The following is an 18171-nucleotide window of genomic DNA, read 5'->3' on the forward strand; positions in this document are numbered from 1 at the left end:
TACCCGCACGGCCGTCGTCGTACCGACGATGACCGAACTGACGATTCCGCCAGACGCCGACGGGACGCGAGCCGCCGAACTCGTCGCCGATCACGTCGAGGTCGGTGACGTGGTCGAGGTCCGGGAGATGGACCGCACCGGGGGCGACGACCCCGAGACGACCGGCGAGGTGACCGGGATCGAAGCCGGCTACCTCGAGTTGGACGGCAATCCGCCGGCCGAGGGGAGTCCGCGCTACGACGAGATTCACACCCTCGTCAAACTCGACGACACCGGGTAGTTAACTCACTCGAGGGAGACCCACTCGCCGCGCTCGTCGCCCTCCTGGATCGCCGCGAGGATCCGCTGGGCCGCGAGCCCGTCCTCGAAACTGGGCTCGAACGCGTCGGCCTCGCCCGCTGCGACCGCCGAGAGGAACTCGTAGTTCTCGTGGACGAACGTGTGCTCCCAGCCCAGGACGTGGCCCGGCGGCCACCAGTGATCGACGTAGGGGTCGTCCTCGTCGGTCACCAGGATCGTCTCGTAGCCGCGGTCGCCCTCGCGATGGACCTCGAGTTCGTTCAGCCGCTCGAGCGAGAACCGCAGGCTGCCCTGCGAGCCGTGGATCTCGATCGTGTGGTCGTTCTTGTGGCCCGTCGCGTAGCGGGAGGCCTCGAGGGTGCCGACCGCGCCGTTTGCGAACTCGAGTTGGGCGGAGTAGGCGTCGTCGACGGTGACGGGGCGCGTCTCATCCTGGCCTTCTACAGGCCGCTCGTCGACGAACGTCTGCAGGTGGCCGCTGAGTCGTTCGATATCGCCCGCGAGGTCGTCGTCGCCCACGAGGAACCGGACCAGGTCGACCGTGTGCGCGCCCAGGTCGCCGAGCACGCCCGACCCCGCCATCTCCTCGTCGAGCCGCCAGGACCACGGCGCGTCGGGATCGACCAGCCAGTCCTGCAGGTAGCGGCCGCGGACGTGGCGGATCTCGCCGAGTTCGCCGTCCTCGAGCAGCCCCTTCGCGTACTGGATCGCGGGGACGAACCGGTAGTTGAACGCACAGCCGGCGGGCACGTCGTCGCCGGCCTCGCGGGCCGCCTCGGCCATCCGCTCGGCCTCCTCGAGCGTCGGCGCGAGCGGTTTCTCGCAGAAGACGGGTGTGCCGGCCTCGAGCGCGGCGATCGACGGCTCGGGGTGGACGTGGTTCGGACCGAGGTTGTAAAAGACGTCGACGTCGTCGACGACCGCCTCCCAGTCGGTCGCGGTCGATTCGAAGCCGAACCGGTCGGCGGCGTCGGCGAGCGCCTCCTCGTCGCGGCCGACGAGCACCGAGCGTTCGATCTCCGGTGCATCCGGGAAGAACATCGGCAGCCGAGCCATCGCGTTCGCGTGTGCCTTGCCCATGAACCGATAACCGAGTACACCGACCTCGAGTGTCATGCGTAGAAGTTCACAATACGTGTAGTTAGAGGTTTTCGTCACGGCGGAATCCGGTATCTCCCCCAGCAGCGCCTCAGTTCCGTCATTCCAAAACTGTTATTCATAACAAATATAATATTCCTGTCCCTCGGTTCGGTCGCATGTATACTGGAGTCGTCGAATCCACGGGACGGATTCAGGACGTGAGTCGATACGAAAACGGAGCGAGAGTCCGGATAGCTGCGGATACGACGGGTATCAAGCCGGAGGATAGTGTCAACGTCAGCGGCGTCTGTCTGACCGTGGAATCGGTCGACGACGACGGGTTCGAGGCGTTTCTCTCGAGCGAAACGGTTCGCCGAACGTATCTCGCGGATCTCACGCCCCCGGTTGCGGTCAACATCGAACGGCCGCTTTCGACGACGGGACGGTTCGACGGGCACGTCGTCAAGGGGACGGTCGATACCGTTACCGAAGTCGTCGACGTGACGCGTCTCGGCGACGACCGGCGGTTTACGTTCTCGATTCCCGAGGGGTATCGGCAGTATCTCGTCGAAAAAGGAGCAGTCGCCCTCGACGGGATCAGTCTGACCGTCACCGACTGTGCCGAAGAAACGTTCAGCGTTGCCGTCGTCCCCACGACTGACGAGGTAACCGCGCTCTCGGAGAAGACGGTCGGCGATCCCGTTCACTTCGAGGCGGACATTCTCGCGAAGTACGTCGAACGACAACGAACGATAGCGGGGTATTAACGAATACGACGTACTGCGCCGACTACTCCGCCCAGTAGGCTTCGCCGGGCTGGGTCCGGAAGACGGCCCGGTCGAGCAGTTCGACGGCCTTCTCGAGGCCCTCGCGACCGCTGGTCAGCGAGTCCTCGTGTTCGATGCTGAGCGTGCCGTCGTAGCCGACCATCCGCAGCGTCGAGACGACGTCTTTCCAGTGGGACTCGCCGTGGCCGTAGCCGACCGAGCGGAACAGCCACGAGCGGTTGGGTTCGTCGTCGTAGGCGGTCGTGTCGAGGACGCCCTTCTCGCGGGCCTGCTCCTCGTAGACCTTCGTGTCCTTGGCGTGGACGTGGTGGATGGCGTCGCGCTCGCCGAGGAAGCGGATCGCATCGGTGATCGAGATTCCCTGCCAGTAGAGATGCGAGGGGTCGAAGTTCGCCCCGACGCGTTCGTTCGTCGCCTCGCGCAGTCGGGCCATCCCGTGGGGCTCGTAGACCAGCATGTTGGGGTGCATCTCGATCGCCAGGTCGACGCCGTGATCGTCGGCGAACGCCGCGAGATCCGACCAGTAGTCGACGGCGACCTCCCACTGGTACTCGTGGGCGTCGGCGTGTTCCGACGGCCAGGGGGCGGTGATCCAGTTCGGAACGTCGTCCTCGGGGCCGCCCGCGGGCAGGCCGGAGAAGCAGGTGACGACGTCGACCTCGAGCTGGTCGGCCAGTCGAATGGCCTCCCGGAGTTCCGTATCGGCCTCCTCTGCTCGCCCGTCGTCGGGGTGCAGGGGGTTGTTGTGCGTCGCGAGCGCGCTAATGTGTATGTCGTGCTCGTCGAGGACCGCCTCGAGTTCCGCCTGGGCGTCCTCGTCGTCGAGGTACTCCCGTCGCGGGAGGTGGTCCTCGCCGGGATACCCTCCGACGCCGGGTTCGATCGCGTCGACCCCGATCTCGGCGAGGTAGGCGAGCGCTCCCTCGAGCGATTCGTCGGCCAGCGGTGGCGTGTGGACACCGATATCCATACGCGTGGCTACTGTACCGACTGATAAGTTGTTTACTGTTATTCGGGTGAATTATCCGAACAACGGGATCGCCGAGCGACAGGAGTGATAACTTCGGCGAACGTTCCCCGCCGTGATCGCCGCTCGAGGCGTCCCGTCCGGTGGTAAACTGGCGGTTTCGTGCCCGGATCGCTTCGGCACGGGTCTCACTCCTCGTCGGCCGGGTCCGTGTTTCCGTCGGCGATCGACGCGACGCCCTCGCGGTCCGGAAGCGCCGCCATCGCGCCCGCAGCGGTCGTCGCAGCGGCCCCGACCGCGTTGGCGAACGCGAGCGTCTCGCTCGGCTCCCGCCCCTCGTGCAGGCCGGCGATCGTCCCGGCGACGAACGCGTCTCCCGCGCCGGTCGTATCGACCACGTCGGGGCCGTAGCCGGGATGGCTCGCGGTTCCCTCGTCGGTGACGGCGATCGCACCGGAGCCGCCACGGGTGACGAAGACCGAGTCCGGTCCGGCTTCCCTCGCCGCGCGGGCGAGCGCCGTCGCCGACTCCCCCTCGAGCCCGAGCGCGGCGAGTTCGTCTTCGGTCGCTTTCAGTACGTCGACGTGTGCGAGTGCGTCCTCGACGACCGCACGGTAGGTCTCGTCGTCCGGCCATAGCTCCGGTCGGTGGTTCGGGTCGAACGAGACCGTACAGCCCTGTGCGGCCGCACGCTCGAGCAGGTCCAGCGTCGCCTCCCGCGACCGACCGCTCGAGAGCGTGACGCCGCCGGCGTGGACCCACTCGCAGTCCGCCAGCGTCGCGTCGTCGATCCTGCCGGGCTCGAGCCTGGTGTCGGCCGTCCCGTCGCGATAGAACGAGAACTCCCGGTCGCCGGTCTCGTCGTGGGTGACGAACGCGAGGCTCGTCTTGGCCGTCGGATCGGTCTCGAGAAATCGATCCGGGAGCCCCTGCTCCTCGAGAATCTCGAGGAGGTATCGCCCGAAGGGGTCCTCGCCCACGCGCGTCCAGAACAGCGGCGTCCGCTCGAGTCGCGAGAGCGCCACGGCGACGTTTGCCGGTGCGCCACCGGGCCGGCGGTCGAACCCCTCGACGCTCGAAATCGGGCCGGGTTCCTCGGGGAGGAAGTCGATCAGGGTCTCGCCGGCGACCAGTATCTCGTGGCTCATGGCCGCCTGTTCGACCCGCCGTCCACAAGACGTTACGGATCCCTCGAGAGACGGATCACTTCTCGTCGTCCCAGTCGATCGCTGCCGTCCGCTCCACGCGTCGAAGGATGAAGGGGCCGAGCGAGCCGGTCCGCTTCGAGACCGTCGCGATCCGCAGGACGTAGGCCGCAAGCAAGAAGAAGGGAACGAGCGCGACCGTCGTGCTGGCGCTGACGAGCCAGACGAGGTCGTCCACGCCGAACGTCGTCCCCGGAGCCAGTCCCGGATCGAGGTACAGCACCGTCCCCGTCGCGACGATCACGCCCGGCAGCCCGGCGTACAGGATCGATCGCGTCAGGTGGACCAGTTCCCACTGGAAGTACAGCGACTTGAAATGCTCGAGAGCGGGTCCTCCATACCTCGAGTTCGACTGGCGGACGAAAAGCCGTTGAGCCTGAAACGAGGGGAGAACGGCCGACGGGCGACTACTCTTCGCTCTCGTACGGTTCGCCGACGGACGACGGCATCCGCGTCTTCCCCCAGGCTGAGAGGACGACGATCACGGCGGCGTAGGGAAGGAGGTTGACCAGCCGCGCCGACGCCTCGATTCCGACCGTCTGGAACTGGACGTTCAGCATGTCCAGGGCGCCGAACAGCAACGCCGCGGCGGCCGCACCGATCGGGTTGTAGTTCCCGAACAGGTAGGCGACGATACCGATCCAGCCGCGCCCGTCGACCATCGTCTCGCCCGTACCGACGAAGTTGCCGGCGTGAGCCAGCAGCACCGCACCGCCCAGTCCCGCCATCGCACCGGAGAAGATCACCGTCGCGTACCGGACGCGATTGACGTCGATTCCGGCGGTGTCCAGCGCTTCCGGGTTCTCGCCCGCTGCCTGTACCCAGTAGCCGTACTGGGTTCGGTAGAGGAACACCCAGGAGGCGAGCACGACCAGGACCGTGAGTAACACGAACGGCGACTGGCCGAACGCGACCGTGGCGACGCTCTCGAGTCCGGGACTCGAGCGACTGCCCCAGATGACGGCCGCCGTAAACGGTGCGAACCCGAGACCGAGGAACCAGACCGCCAGGCCCGCGACGATCTGATCCGCCTTGTACCGGATCAGCAGGACGGCGAAGACGACGGTCAGCAATGCCGTGACGATCGTCGCGGCGAGGACGGCGACCCAGACGTGGCCCTGCGAGGGCGACGTCCCTCCGAGGAAGTACATCGTCGCTGCGGCACTGAACGCGCCGAAGATCATGAATCCCTCGAGGCCGATGTTGAACACGCCGCTTTTTTCGGCGTACAGCCCACCGATAGCCGCGAGCGCGATCGGTGTCGCCATCTCGAGCGACCGGGTTATGAACCCGTACGTGAAGATCCGTCGGACCGTTACCAGGAGTTCGTCGGGCGACACGTCGAACCGAAGCGCCAGTACTGCGCTGCCGACGAGCAGGGAGAGCACCAGGAGCGTCCCGATTCGAACTCTGTTTCGCGTCACGTCTTCGGCGAGACTCATTCCGCGTCACCTCCTAGGCCCGTCCGCTGTGCGAGCATCCGGAACAGTTCCGGGACGGCGACGAACAGGACGACCAGTCCGACGATGCCGTCGATCAACTGGACGGGCACGTCGCTGTTGATCTGGACGTGTGAGCCGGCCGACTCGAGGCCGCCGAACAGCAGTCCCGCGGGGATGACGCCGACGGGGTTGTTCGCCGCAAGCAGACTGACCGCGATGGCGTCGAACCCGTAGTTGCCGATCCCCGACGGATCGGTGAAGTACCCCTGGATCATGATCGCGAAGATCGCACCCGCCAGGCCGGCGACCATCCCGGAGAAGGTCATCGTCGAGACGATCATCCGTTTCGCGTCCACGCCCGAGTAGGTCGCGGCGCGCTCCTGGTGGCCGCTGGTCACCATGTCGTAGCCGAACCGGGTTCGGGTCATGATCGCGGCGACGAGCGCGACGACCGCGAGCGTGACGACGATCCCGACGATGGAGAGGTTCGGATCGTCGAACAGGATCGACGGAAACCCGACGTTGTCCGGAAGTCGCTCTGTTCGGGTCGCCGTCGCCTCCGGATCGCCGAACCGGCCGGCGACGAGCCAGCCGACGAACCCGATGGCGATGAAGTTCAGCATGATCGTCGTGATGATCTCGTTCGCGTCGCCGTAGGCCTTCAACACGCCCGGGAACGCGGCGTACAGGCCGCCGGCGACGATGGCCGCGACCGTCCCGACGACGACCAGTACGACGCCGCCGATCGTCCCCTCGGGCAGGTACGGCGCGAGCGAGACGATCGTGACGACGGTCGTGAAGCCGCCGACGACGAACTGTCCCTGGACGCCGATGTTGAACACGCCCGCACGGAAGGCGATGGCTACGGCGACCCCGGCGAGCACGAAAAGCACCGAGTACCGCAGCGTCCGCGCCACAGCCCGGCCGCTCCCGAACGAGCCGACGATCAACTGATAGGCGAACCGCGCCGGGTTGTGCCCCGCCGCCGCGACGATCACCAGGCCGATGAGCAACGCAAGCGCCGTCGACGCGATCGCGATGCCGATCCGCTCGAGGACGGACGCCTCGAGCATCCGCGATGCCGCGCGATCGAGCACCGAACTACCCGTTCGCTCGCTCACGCCTGAACACCTCTATCGGTCTCGCCGTCGCTCGTCTCCTCGAGCGACTGGCCGGCCATCAGCAGGCCGATCTCCTCCTCGGTGACCGCCTCCGGATCGACGATGTCGATGAACTCACCTTCGTACATGACCGCGATGCGGTCGGCCAGTTTCCGGATCTCTTCGAGCTTCGAGGAGACGACGACGATCGCCAGTCCCTCGTCACGGAGTTCGATCAGTCGATTGTGGATGAACTCGATCGAGCCGATGTCGACCCCACGGGTCGGGTGGGAGGCGATCATGACCTCCGGGTCGTGTCCGATCTCCCGACCGACGATGAACTTCTGCTGGTTCCCGCCGGACAGCGACGCCGCGTCGGTGTCGGGATTTGGCGGCTGGACGTCGAACTCCTCGATGATCTCTTCTGCATGGCGTCTGACCGCAGACCAGTCGAGGATCCCGTCGTCGGCATACGGCTCGACGGTCTGGTTCCCGAGCAGGGCGTTCCGGACGAGCGTGTAGTCCTGGACGAGCCCCTCGGTCTGTCTGTCCTCGGGGATGTAGGCGATGCCGGCTTCGATCCGGTCTCGACGGCTCATCCCGGTGATCTCCGTCCCTCGGAGCCGAACGGCGCCGTCCTCGACGGACCGAAGACCGGTGATCCCCTCGACGAGTTCGCTCTGGCCGTTCCCCTGAACGCCGGCGATGCCGAGAATTTCGCCCTCACGGACGGTCAGATCGACCCCGTGGACGGACTCGCGACCGCGATCGCTCCGCATTCGGAGTTCCTCGACCTCGAGGACGGAATCGCCGGTGCTCGTCTCTCGAGAGAGTCGGTCGAACACGACCTCGCGGCCGACCATCATTCTCGCCAGGTCCTGTTCGGTGGCCTCGTCGGCGGGGACGGTGCCGACGGCTTCGCCGTCCCGGAGGACGGTGATCTCGTCGGCGACCGAGAGCGCCTCATCGAGTTTGTGAGTGATGAAGATCAGCGATCGGCCGTCGTCCCGGAGATCGGTCATGACGTCGATCAGGCTCTCGACTTCCTGTGGCGTCAGCACTGCCGTCGGCTCGTCGAGGATGAGGACCTCCGCACCGCGGTAGAGGCTCTTGACGATCTCGACGCGCTGCTGGATGCCGAGGTCGAGTTCTTCGACCGGCGAGTCCAGATGCCGATCGACGTCGAAGTCGTACCGCGAACAGATCGCTTCGATCTCCTCGCGTGCGGCCGCCTCGTCGACCAGCCCGTTCTCGGTCGGCTCGTGGCCCAGTACGACGTTCTGAAGTACCGTCATCGGTTTCACGAGCTGGAAGTGCTGGTGGATCATGCCGACCCCGGCCTCCATCGCGTCCTTGGGCGACTCGAACGTCCGCGGTTTCCCGTCGACGTGGATCGTCCCCTCGTTCTGGTCGTAGAGCCCGTAGAGAACGCTCATGAGGGTCGTCTTCCCGGACCCGTTCTCGCCGAGCAGGGCGTGAATCGACCCCTGGGAGACGGTGAGGTCGACGTCGTCGTTGGCGACGACGTCACCGAACCGCTTGGTGATCCCCTCGAGGTGGACTGCGGGCGGCGTACTATCTCTCGTCATTTCTGGATGTGTACATGCGAATGAAAAGCGGCGGTCGTTAGCAGCTGGTCGGCCCGCAGGTCAGTTCGATTTCGTCGTTTTCGAACGCTTCCTTCGCGTCCGCCAGAGTCTGTTCTACCGAGTCGGGCAGTTCGCCTTCGAACGCCTGTCCGACGACGAAGTCGATGCTGCCGTCCTCGATGCTCAGGTTCTGTTCCCCGACGACGCTCTCGAAGTCGTCTTCGACGACCGCCTCGGAGACCTGGTAGGTCGCTTCGTTGAGTGCCTTGACGGCGGAGCCGAGAATGACGTCCTGGTACTGCTCTTCCGTGACGGACTGGTCGACGTCGACCCCGAGCGCGAAGCGACCGTTGTCCTGCGCCGCCGAGAACGCGCCCGCACCGGCCGCCGACGCGGCGTGCCAGACGATATCCGCGCCGTCGTCGATCTGTGACTCGGCGACGTCGTTCGCCGCACCCGTGTCGGAGAAACTCCCGCCGTAGCCGGTCAGCACCTCGGCGTCGTCGTTGACCCACTCGACGCCCTCGACGTAGGACTGCTCGAAGGCCCGGATCAGCGGGATGTCCTCGCCGCCGACGAAGCCGACGATGGACTCGTCGGGGTTCGTCTCGCTATCTTCGTGGGCGAACTCCTCGTCGGTCATGACGCCAGCGACGACGCCCGCGAGGAACGACATCTCGTTGTTCATCTCGATCCAGCCGGAGACGTTGTCGGCACCGTCGATCATGTTGTTGATGAGCATCCAGTTCTGGTCCGGATACTGCTCGACGTTCGTCGCGAGCGGATCGGTGTGGTTGTCCCCGACGCAGATGATGAGGTCGTAACCGCTCTCGGCGGCGTCGGCCTGAGTCGACTCGTACTGGGCCTCTTCGGTCTCCTCGATGGTAGTGTACTCGAGGTCGAAGTCGTTCGACGCTTCCTCGAGTCCCTCGACCGCGTTGTCGTTGAACGCGTTGTCGTCGAAGCCGGCCGGACTCGAGATGATCGCAACGTTCGTCCCGGCACTCTCACCGTCGTCACCCATACAGCCAGCGATGGTCGTCGCGGTGATCGTCGCTGCACCCGAAGCGAGCACCGTCCGTCGACCGATACCTTCGGACTCCCCACCCGTTCGCTTGCCTTTGTGATCGCGTGGCATTATACTCGCAACCTCATAGTCGACTATTATAAATTTACTCCTGTGGACGTACTATTTCGTCTGAATCATTTCACCATAGAATTCACCCAACGACGAACCGTCGCTAACTTATCAAAAGTCAGAACAACTTCCGTTGTGAATCGAACCTTTATATATGAAGGCAGATAGAGCGGCGGGAACGATCCACCGAAAAACGAACTTGCTGTCGGGAGCCGTCGTCAGTCGTCGGCCGGCGTCGGCGCACCGCGTTCGACGTCGATCTCGCCCGCGTCGAGGTCCTCCTCGACGTTGCGGGCCGCTTCGACCATGTTCGCCATCTTGCCGTAGGCCACCTCTCGCGGGAGGAGCTTCACACCGCAGTCCGGCGAGACCACGAGCTGTTCCGGCGGGACGACCTCGAGTCCCTTCTTGATGTTCTCCTCGATCTGTTCGACGGACTCCACTTCCGCGACGTGGGCGTCACAGACGCCGAGCGCCAGGTCCTTCGTGAACTCGGGGTCCTTGAAGACGTCCAGCTGCTCGTAGTCGCCGTTGGCGAGCTCGAGGTCGAACTCGTCGACGGGGAACTCGAGGATCTCGGGGTAGATACGGGAGTAGTCGCCGTAACAGACGTGAAGGCCGATCCGCACTTCTTCGGGAACACCGTCGGACTCGTCCGACGAGCCTCCGCTCGCGTCGCTCGCGGAGATACCGTCGACGATGCGCTCGAGACACTCGCCGACGATGGCGTGGTCGTCGGGGGTCGTGGCGAGTGCGGGCTCGTCGATCTGGATGTACCGCGCGCCGGCGTCGACGAGTTTCTCGATCTCCTCGTTGACGAGGTCCGCGAGGTCGTAGGCGAGTTCCTCGTCGTCCTCGTAGGCCTCGTTAAAGGACCAGTTCGCGAGGGTGTACGGTCCGGTGATGGGAACCTTGACCGGGCGGTCGCTTGCCGCCGCAGTGAACTCGTACTCGTCGACCAGCCAGTTCTCGTCGTACTCGACCTCGCGCACGACGGAGGGCTTGTCGAAGTAGTTGTGGCCCCAGACCTTCACGGGCCCGTTGAACTCGTAGCCCTCGATCCGGTGGGCGAAGAACTCGACCATCTCGTTTCTGCGCATCTCACCGTCGACGACGACGTCCAGGCCGGCGCGTTCGTGCTCGTCGGTGATGAGCCGTGCGGCGTCGTCTTTGGCCTCCTGCCAGTCCTCGGCGTCGAACTCGTGGTCGGGGTCCTGGTAGAGTTCCTTCGCGCGGTTGAGCCACTTGGGCTTCGGGTAGGAGCCGACGACGGTCGTCAGCAGGAAGTTGTCGTTCGGGTGGTCCTCGGGTCGGAACTGATCCTTGGTAGTCATGCTGCTTTCACCTCCGCGAGGTCCGCGGCCTCGGCAAGGACGGCCAGTTTCTCCTCGAACTTGCCGTAGGGCAGGTAGAACGTCTCGGTGTTGGTCGTCAGGTAGACCGTCTCGAACTCCGTCACCGGGATCTGGTCGTACACCCAGTCGACGCGGTCCCGGATCGCCTCGGGGTCCTCGACCAGCGTGTTCTGACCGTCGGCGAGCCCGAGCGAGACGGCGTCCGTCGCGCCGTACTCCTGGAGGTTGTAGACGTTGTCCTCCTGGTTCGCGACGAAGTCGAAGCCGACGGCGTCGATGTCGGCGTCGAGCAGGTGGGCGTAGACCTTCTCCTCGAGCGCGCCCCAGTAGGGCTGGACGACGACGTCGGCGTCGGTCGCGGACGCGACGGTGTCGATCGCCTCGCTAGCTCGTTCGTCGACGCCGTCTTCGGGCGCATTCTCGACCAGCGAGGGCTCGAGCAGGAACAGCGTCTCGTGGGTGGGGAACGCCTCGACCTCGCCGGCGAGGAAGTCCGCAATGGCTGCGAGGAAGTCGGCCTCGTCGCCGTAGTGTTCGTCGGTCGCGAGGTCGGCCAGCGAGTACGGGCCGGGGAGCACGGCCTGGAGGGCGTCGCCGCCGGCCAGTTCGGCTGCCGACTCGAGTTCGGAGGCGACGTCTCCGGAGAACGCCAGATCGTCCTGGACGACGGGTTCGCGATAGAAATTGTTGTTGTCGTAGTAGCGGACGATCCCGCGGGTCTCGACGGCGTCGTGAACCGCGAGCGGGTGCGCGAGCATGTCGTCCCACCGGAGCTGGCCCTCGACGACGCGGTCGAGGCCGGCCTCCCCCTGGATCCCGATCACTTCCTCGCGCGCCTCGTCGTAGGCCGCGGTGATCTCCTCGTCCTCGTCGCCGCTGATGAGGTCGCCCTTCTGGTGACCTTTCAGGTCCGAGAGGTCGTCTTTCGCCCAGTCCGGGAGCGGAAAGAGCCCCGGCGTGGTCGAGACGTAGTCAGTCATCGTATACACGGCTAGGCTATACCGCTGCTTAATATTTTTCATCCTGTTTGATGCGCATTAGTAATCCGCCGCGGCGACGTCGGTCGGTCCGAGGACCGGCTGGCCGCAGGATCACCGGTGTGAGTCGCCAGGGCAGCCGTCGAGAATTATACGCCCGGCCGCGATACGTCCGGTATGGACCTCACTGTCGACCACGTTCCCTTCGCGTTCGGGGATCTCGAGTCGATCACCGAGGAGTTCGTTCGACTCGGACTCGAGCCCGAGTACGGCGGCGTCCACGGCAACGGCGTCACCCACATGAGCGTGCTCGGGTTCGACGATCGCTCGTACGTGGAACTGATCGCCGAACGCGAGGGGAAGAAAGGCGAGGACCACGACTTCTGGCCCGAACACATCCGTGCCGACGCGGGGCCGGCCGCGTGGTGTTGCCGCGTTCCCGACGTCCGCGAGGAGTGTAAACGGACCCTAGAGCGTGGCTACGCGGTCCACGGCCCGCTGTCGGGCTCGCGCGAGCGCGAGGACGGAACGCTCGTCGAGTGGGAGATGGCCGAGTTCGGGTCGGGGGCCGACGAACGCGTGCCGTTCCCCTTCGTCATCGCCGACCGGACGCCGCTCTCCTATCGCGTCGAACCCGCCGCGAGCGTCTCCGGTGGACCCCTCGAGGGCATCGGCCAGGTCGTCCTCGGGGTCGACCCGAACCGACTCGAGGACGTGTTCCGAGCGTTCCGGGACTGCTACGGGATTCCGACGCCGATCCGCGACTCGCCGGCCGGGTTCGGTACCGTCGCGTCGGTCCCCGGTCAGCCGGTGGCGTTCGCGGCCCCTGACGGCGACGGCTGGCTCGCCGACCGCCTCGAGCGGTTCCCCGGCTCCCCGTGTAGCTGCCTGCTGGCGACCGAGGACCTCGAGGCCGTCCGGGAGGTCTACCCGCTGGGGGAGCCGCTCGAGTGGCCTGAGGGACAGGTCGCCTTCTTCGACTCGGACGTCCTCGGGCGGCGGCTGGGCGTCCTCGAGCGACAGTCCTGATACGGATCCCTGTACCGGTGTATCGGCGCAACCGCGACCCGCGCGGCGGTTGCGCCGGAACTGACGGACAGTAAACCGTATGAATCGATCGCCGACTTCGGGACTCGAACGGGTACCACCGAGAATCCTGGAATCCAGACGTCTGCACGAGCGCGTGAGAAGGCCTCGAGGCTCGGTCCAATTCGGTCGCCAAACGCGTTCTGGACACGATCACAGTCCTCGTCTAGCCCATGAAAGCCCAGTAGGTTGCTCCTACACGCCAAAACTATAGCCTTTCAACCGTTTTGAAGAGGTGCCTTACAATAAGCGTAGCCACGGCCCTTGCGGGCATGTGCGGTATCGTCGGTGCGTACGGCGAAGCGGACGAGCGAATGCTCTCCGAGATGCTGGACTGGATCGAGAACAGGGGGCCGGACGAGGAGGGGTCGTACGTCGACCGGGACGCCGGACTCATGATGGGTGCACGTCGGCTTTCGATCGTCGATCTCACCGGCGGTTCGCAGCCGAAAGTCAACGAGGACGGGTCGGTCCGTGTCGTCTTCAACGGGGAGATCTACAACCACGTTGAACTGCGCGAATCGCTGAAACGGCAGGGACACCGCTTCGAAAGCCGGTCCGACACCGAGGTTCTGGTCCACCTCTGGGAGGAGTACGGCGACGGGATGGTCGACCACCTGGAAGGGATGTTCGCGTTCTCCCTCTGGGACGAAACGGAGGAGACGGTCTTCCTCGCCCGCGATCGGCTCGGCATCAAGCCGCTGTACTACGGACGAACCGACTACGGGTACGTCTGGGGGAGTGAACTTCCGGCACTGCTGATCGGCGGCGTGGATCGGACCATCGATCCGGCAGCCGTGTACAATCACTTCTCGCTCGAGTACACGCCGGGGTCGCAGACTCTCCTCCGGGACGTCAACAAGGTCAAGCCGGGCCATACGATCCGGATCGACCCCGACGGAGTGCGAGAGCGGGAGTACTGGAGCCTCCTCGACGTCGACACCGGCAGCGCAACGATGAGCTTCGAGAGCGCGGCCGACCGGCTGACGGGCCTGTTAGAGCGGTCGGTCGAGCAGCGGCTCATGGCGGACGTTCCGGTCGGCGCGTTCCTTTCGGGGGGTCTCGACTCTTCCGCGATCGTCGGGATCGCGTCGGAGCTGACGGACCGACCGCTCAAGACGTACTCCCTGTCGTTCAGTAACGACCGGTTCGACGAGAGCGACGAGGCCCGACTGGTCGCCGACCACTTCGGAACCGATCACCACGAAGTCCACGTCGACCTCTCGTCGATGGACCTGTTCGACGAGATGATAACGTATCTGGGGGAACCGACCGGCCACCTGCAGATGCTCCCCATCTTCGCACTCTCCCGTCGCGCCAGCGAGGACGTGAAAGTCGCCCTCGCGGGGGAGGGCGCCGACGAGTTGTTCGCGGGGTATCCGCGGTACCAGCAGGTCGGGAACTACAAACGGAAAGTCGACCCCCTTCCCGGGATCGCACACGACGTCGCCGGAACCGTCGCCCCCGTTTCGCCGATCGGAACGAAATACTTCAGGTACCTCTCGTGGCTGAAAAACAACACCGAGATGGTCTTACACCAGACGTGTGGGTTCATGCCGTTCAGACCCGAACCCGAGGACTTCCTCGAGACCGGCGAGACGGCCGAGACGTCGGGCCTCCGTCGGCGCGTCACGAGGGTGACCGACCACGTCGACGATCCGGCCCCCGAGCAACACATGACTGCCTTCGAGACACACTATACGCTCCCGGACTATCACCTCTACAAGGCCGACCACACGAGCATGGCCCACTCGCTGGAGCTTCGGGTCCCCTTCCTGTCGACGGATATCGTGGAGTTCGCCCACTCGTTGCCGATCCAGCACAAAATGACGGATCAGGACGTGAAGCGGGTGCTCAAACGAGCGGTCAGTGACCTGCTCCCGGACGAGATCGTCGAGCGGGAGAAGCAAGGAATGCGACCGCCCGTCGAAGACTGGTTCCGCGACGAACACGAGGCTATCGAGTCGTGGTTTACGGAAGAAAAGCTCCGGAAAACGCCGTACGTCGACGCTGAAGAGGCCATGGCGTTGCGAATCGCTCACCGCCGCGGTGACAGATCCGTCGGTCGAACCCTCTGGATGATACTCATGTACGTCTCCTGGTATCACGTTTTTATCGACGAACGGACGTCGATCGTAAGTTCGCCCGTGGAACTGACCGTCCGATAGACGTTCGCTGACTCCGTAGGGGAAGCGGGGACCGAAAACCGCTACCCGGCGACGTTCGAGCGACCCGGGTACACTCCCTTCCCTCGAGCGACTGTCGGACGCGCCTCTGTCACGCCGACCGGCGGTATCTCCGAAACGTGCCCGTACATCGATACGCCACGGCACGTCTCGAGGAAGGGGGACTCGAGAACGGCGGTCCAGTAGACGCGCGCCACCATGAACCGGGCCAAACCCTCAGTTAAGAAGCAGCACGTTCAGCTACGTTATCGAACCAGTTCGAGCACGGTCAGCGTCTCGAAGGGGAACGACTCATCGGCGACCGCGACGGCGCTGAACCCTTCCTCACCTGCACGTTCGACGACGTCGTCGACCCCCGTCAGGCTGCTGACCAGCAGATAGACGGCGCCGTCTGGCGCGAGCACGCGGCCGACGCGCTCGAGGAACGGGTCGATCACGGCTCGGCCGTCCTCGCCGCCCGAGAGGGCCCGTTCCATCCAGTCGTCCCACTCGTTGTCCGGGTCGGTCGGCAGGTACGGCGGGTTGAAGAGGACGGCGTCGAACGCGCCGTCGGCGAACGGCGAGACGAGGTCCGCCCGGACGGTCTCGAGGCCTCGCTCGCGGGCCTGCCGGACCGCGTGGGGGTTCAGGTCGGCAGCGAGCACCCGCGCGTCGGTCTCCACGGCGACCCGGTCGGCGACGTAGCCGGAGCCGGTGCCGACCTCGAGGACGCGATCGCTCGCCTCGAGTCGCTCACGGGCCGCCTCGGCCAGCAGTTGCGAGTCCTCGGCGGGCTGATAGACCTCCGTTTCCACGTCCCGTCGGTCGCGCAGTCCCATCTAGTGATCCTCAGGTTGGCTCATGCGGTACTCGCGGCTCTCGCCGTTTCCGTCTTCGGATTCGGAGTTCGAGTCGTCGCCGTCGACGGTCCCTCTCGGCGTCTCGAGTCGGACGTCCGTCCGTTCCCGACTCGAGAGTTCACGCTGCGGATAGGGGATGTCGACCCCCTCCTCGTCGAACTCCCGTTTGATGGCGTTGATAGCGGCCGTCCGGGCCTGCCAGCGCCGGCGGGAACTCGGCTTGTCGATCCAGAACCGCGCGCCCAGCACGACCGAGGAGTCGCCGAACTCCTTGGAGACGACCTGCGGTGCGGGCGCGTCGAGCGCCCGGTCGAGGTCAGAGAGGACGCCCTCCACGAGGTCGGCGGCACGCTCGACGTCCGCGTCGTAATCGACGCCGACGTCGATCTCGACCCGGAGCCGGCCCCGCCGCGATCGGTTCGTCACCGTGCTCGAGGCGATGACGTCGTTGGGGATCATGATGTACTCGCCGTCGAACGACTTGATCCGCGTGTTCACGATCGAGATGTCGGTGACGAGCCCCTCCTCGTCCTCGACGACGATCCAGTCGCCGATCTCGAACGGCCGGGCGAACATCAACACGAAGCCGGCGAGGACGGTCCCCAGCGTCTGTCGTGCGGCCATACCGACGACGATCCCCAGGAAGCCGGCCCCGACCAGCAGGCCGCCGAGGTCGTCGATCCAGACGCCGAGGACGACGACCAGTGACACCGACCAGACGAGGACCTGCGTCATCCGGTGGGTGATCTCGCGCTGGTGGTCGGTGACGGCCGTCGCCGAGCCAAGCACCTCGTCGAGGACCCGTTTGAGAAAGCGAACGAAGATGTACGTCGCAACGAGCAGAATGAAGGAAACGATCGCTCGGGCGATGACCTCGCCGCCCAGCCCCCGCTCGGCGTAGATCGACTGGAGTTCGCTCGTCTGGCCCCACACGCCGACGACGATTGCCAGACTGAGCAGGCACGCGCCGGTGAGCAACGTGAAGGCGACGATATCGCCGTACAGCGGCCTGGACCGTTCGGTAATCCAGCGTTGCACTCGCCGATAGCCGAACAATGAGACGAGCAAGAGCCCGACGGCCGCGACGGTCACCGCGAGACGTAGTTCTGTCGGCTCCACGGCCCGCGACAGCCAGTCGAGTCCGGTCAGTAGCGCCGACATGGTCGTTCTCTCTGCCACCAATCTGCCGCGGAGCTTTGAGTATCCGTTGGTCGGTGTCGGCGAGCCGTCGGCAGGTTTGGGGCTCTACGGCCCCGATTAGTCGTCCTCGAGCCCACTGACCTCGAGTGCCAGTTCGGCGAGTGCGGCGAACTCCGCGGGTGCCATCGCGTCGGCCCGCTTTCCCAGGAGGTCCTCGTCGGCGGCATCGACGACTGCGTCCGGATCCGCCAGCCCGGAGATGTGGGCCGTGTTCCGGATCCCGTTGCGGATCGTCTTCCGTCGCTGGGTGAACAGGGCCTTCACGAACCGCAGGAAAAAGTCCTCGTCGGCGACGTCGTACTCGGGATCGCGCGGCACCGCACGGACCACCGCGCTCTCGACGGCCGGCGGCGGCGAGAACGCCTCCTTCGGGACCGTCTCGACGAGTTCGACGTCGGCGTAGTGTTGCGTCGAGACCGACAGCCGACCGTACTCGGACGTGCCGGGATCGGCGACCATCCGTTCGGCGAACTCCTGCTGGAACATCAACACCAGCGGCCGCCCCTCCGGGAGCAGGCGGAACGTAATCTCGCTCGAGACGCCGTACGGGAGGTTCGACACCGACGCCGTAAAGTCGGGGAGGTCGACCTCGAGAGCGTCGCCCTCGATCACCGTCAGCCGACCGTTGTCGATCGCATCTGCGAACTCCTCGCGCAGGAAGGCCGCGAGGTCGGGGTCGCGTTCGACGACGGTCACCTCGTCGCCGAGATCGAGGAGGCGATCGGTCAGCGCCCCCGTTCCGCCGCCGATCTCGAGCAGGTGGTTCGTCTCGGCATCGATCTCCTCGAGGTAGGTGGGGAGTCGATCGAGGACGCGATCGTCGACGAGGAAGTGCTGGTCGCGGTCCGGGTCGCCGCGGACGCCGGCCCGGGCGATCAGCGCGTCGGGGTCTCTCATTGCCGGCGGTTGGGGGGCGGCG

Annotated in this window: 17 protein-coding genes; 4 read left to right on the forward strand and 13 right to left on the reverse strand. The window is 65.5% G+C overall.

What is annotated here, in order from left to right; translation table 11 throughout:
• Positions 1 to 28: 28 nt before the first annotated feature.
• Positions 29 to 280, forward strand: a complete 252-nt coding sequence (locus CHINAEXTREME_RS09900) for a hypothetical protein (RefSeq protein WP_007143383.1) — start codon at positions 29 to 31, stop codon at positions 278 to 280.
• A gap of 5 nt (positions 281 to 285) precedes the next feature.
• On the opposite strand, the gene CHINAEXTREME_RS09905 is transcribed toward CHINAEXTREME_RS09900, so the two are convergent.
• A complete protein-coding gene (locus CHINAEXTREME_RS09905) occupies positions 286 to 1416 on the reverse strand; it encodes a Gfo/Idh/MocA family protein (protein ID WP_007143384.1) in 1131 nt (376 codons plus the stop codon).
• Positions 1417 to 1556: 140 nt separating this feature from the next.
• Between CHINAEXTREME_RS09905 and CHINAEXTREME_RS09910 the strand changes: the two genes are divergently transcribed.
• Positions 1557 to 2147: a riboflavin synthase gene (locus tag CHINAEXTREME_RS09910; protein ID WP_007143385.1), complete on the forward strand. Its 591-nt coding sequence runs from the start codon at positions 1557 to 1559 to the stop codon at positions 2145 to 2147.
• Positions 2148 to 2169: 22 nt separating this feature from the next.
• Here the strand turns inward: CHINAEXTREME_RS09910 and CHINAEXTREME_RS09915 are convergent, their stop codons facing one another.
• The 9 genes from CHINAEXTREME_RS09915 to CHINAEXTREME_RS09955 all read right to left on the reverse strand — a co-directional run bounded on the left by CHINAEXTREME_RS09915 (position 2170) and on the right by CHINAEXTREME_RS09955 (position 11944).
• Complete coding sequence (locus CHINAEXTREME_RS09915) at positions 2170 to 3138, reverse strand: sugar phosphate isomerase/epimerase family protein (RefSeq protein ID WP_007143386.1); 969 nt, start codon at positions 3136 to 3138, stop codon at positions 2170 to 2172.
• Between the two features lie 185 nt (positions 3139 to 3323).
• Positions 3324 to 4283 carry a carbohydrate kinase family protein gene (locus CHINAEXTREME_RS09920; protein WP_007143387.1) on the reverse strand — a complete coding sequence of 320 codons (960 nt, stop codon included), beginning with the start codon at positions 4281 to 4283 and terminating at the stop codon, positions 3324 to 3326.
• A gap of 55 nt (positions 4284 to 4338) precedes the next feature.
• Positions 4339 to 4584 (reverse strand): hypothetical protein, encoded by a 246-nt coding sequence (locus CHINAEXTREME_RS09925; RefSeq protein ID WP_007143388.1) that lies wholly within the window; start codon positions 4582 to 4584, stop codon positions 4339 to 4341.
• A gap of 163 nt (positions 4585 to 4747) precedes the next feature.
• The gene (locus CHINAEXTREME_RS09930) at positions 4748 to 5782 is read right to left on the reverse strand and encodes an ABC transporter permease (protein ID WP_007143389.1); all 1035 of its coding nucleotides are present in this window, start codon (positions 5780 to 5782) and stop codon (positions 4748 to 4750) included.
• Positions 5779 to 6855, reverse strand: coding sequence for an ABC transporter permease (locus CHINAEXTREME_RS09935; protein WP_007143390.1), 1077 nt, complete (start codon positions 6853 to 6855; stop codon positions 5779 to 5781). Before CHINAEXTREME_RS09935 ends, CHINAEXTREME_RS09930 begins: the two co-directional genes overlap by 4 nt.
• A 44-nt stretch (positions 6856 to 6899) precedes the next feature.
• Positions 6900 to 8471 carry an ABC transporter ATP-binding protein gene (locus tag CHINAEXTREME_RS09940; protein WP_007143391.1) on the reverse strand — a complete coding sequence of 524 codons (1572 nt, stop codon included), beginning with the start codon at positions 8469 to 8471 and terminating at the stop codon, positions 6900 to 6902.
• A gap of 37 nt (positions 8472 to 8508) precedes the next feature.
• Positions 8509 to 9609 (reverse strand): BMP family lipoprotein, encoded by a 1101-nt coding sequence (locus CHINAEXTREME_RS09945; protein ID WP_007143392.1) that lies wholly within the window; start codon positions 9607 to 9609, stop codon positions 8509 to 8511.
• Between the two features lie 218 nt (positions 9610 to 9827).
• Positions 9828 to 10943, reverse strand: a complete 1116-nt coding sequence (locus tag CHINAEXTREME_RS09950; RefSeq protein WP_007143393.1) for a methionine synthase — start codon at positions 10941 to 10943, stop codon at positions 9828 to 9830.
• Positions 10940 to 11944, reverse strand: a complete 1005-nt coding sequence (locus CHINAEXTREME_RS09955; RefSeq protein WP_007143394.1) for a hypothetical protein — start codon at positions 11942 to 11944, stop codon at positions 10940 to 10942. The genes CHINAEXTREME_RS09950 and CHINAEXTREME_RS09955 overlap by 4 nt, the downstream gene beginning before the upstream one ends.
• Before the next feature lie 174 nt (positions 11945 to 12118).
• Between CHINAEXTREME_RS09955 and CHINAEXTREME_RS09960 the strand changes: the two genes are divergently transcribed.
• Together CHINAEXTREME_RS09960 and asnB are read left to right on the forward strand one after the other, a co-directional pair.
• Positions 12119 to 12970 (forward strand): VOC family protein, encoded by an 852-nt coding sequence (locus CHINAEXTREME_RS09960; RefSeq protein WP_007143395.1) that lies wholly within the window; start codon positions 12119 to 12121, stop codon positions 12968 to 12970.
• A gap of 329 nt (positions 12971 to 13299) precedes the next feature.
• A complete protein-coding gene (gene asnB / locus CHINAEXTREME_RS09965; protein ID WP_010546596.1) occupies positions 13300 to 15195 on the forward strand; it encodes an asparagine synthase (glutamine-hydrolyzing) in 1896 nt (631 codons plus the stop codon).
• Between the two features lie 263 nt (positions 15196 to 15458).
• On the opposite strand, the gene CHINAEXTREME_RS09970 is transcribed toward asnB, so the two are convergent.
• The 3 genes from CHINAEXTREME_RS09970 to CHINAEXTREME_RS09980 form a co-directional block, all read right to left on the reverse strand.
• Entirely contained in the window at positions 15459 to 16031 is a 573-nt protein-coding gene (locus tag CHINAEXTREME_RS09970) for a HemK2/MTQ2 family protein methyltransferase (protein WP_007143398.1), read from the reverse strand.
• Positions 16032 to 17213 carry a mechanosensitive ion channel family protein gene (locus CHINAEXTREME_RS09975; protein ID WP_007143399.1) on the reverse strand — a complete coding sequence of 394 codons (1182 nt, stop codon included), beginning with the start codon at positions 17211 to 17213 and terminating at the stop codon, positions 16032 to 16034. It lies immediately after the preceding gene.
• 96 nt (positions 17214 to 17309) lie between these two features.
• A complete protein-coding gene (locus CHINAEXTREME_RS09980) occupies positions 17310 to 18149 on the reverse strand; it encodes a 16S ribosomal RNA methyltransferase A (protein WP_007143400.1) in 840 nt (279 codons plus the stop codon).
• Between the last annotated feature and the right edge of the window lie 22 nt (positions 18150 to 18171).

It is taken from the genome of Halobiforma lacisalsi AJ5 (assembly GCF_000226975.2).
Lineage (GTDB): Archaea > Halobacteriota > Halobacteria > Halobacteriales > Natrialbaceae > Natronobacterium > Natronobacterium lacisalsi.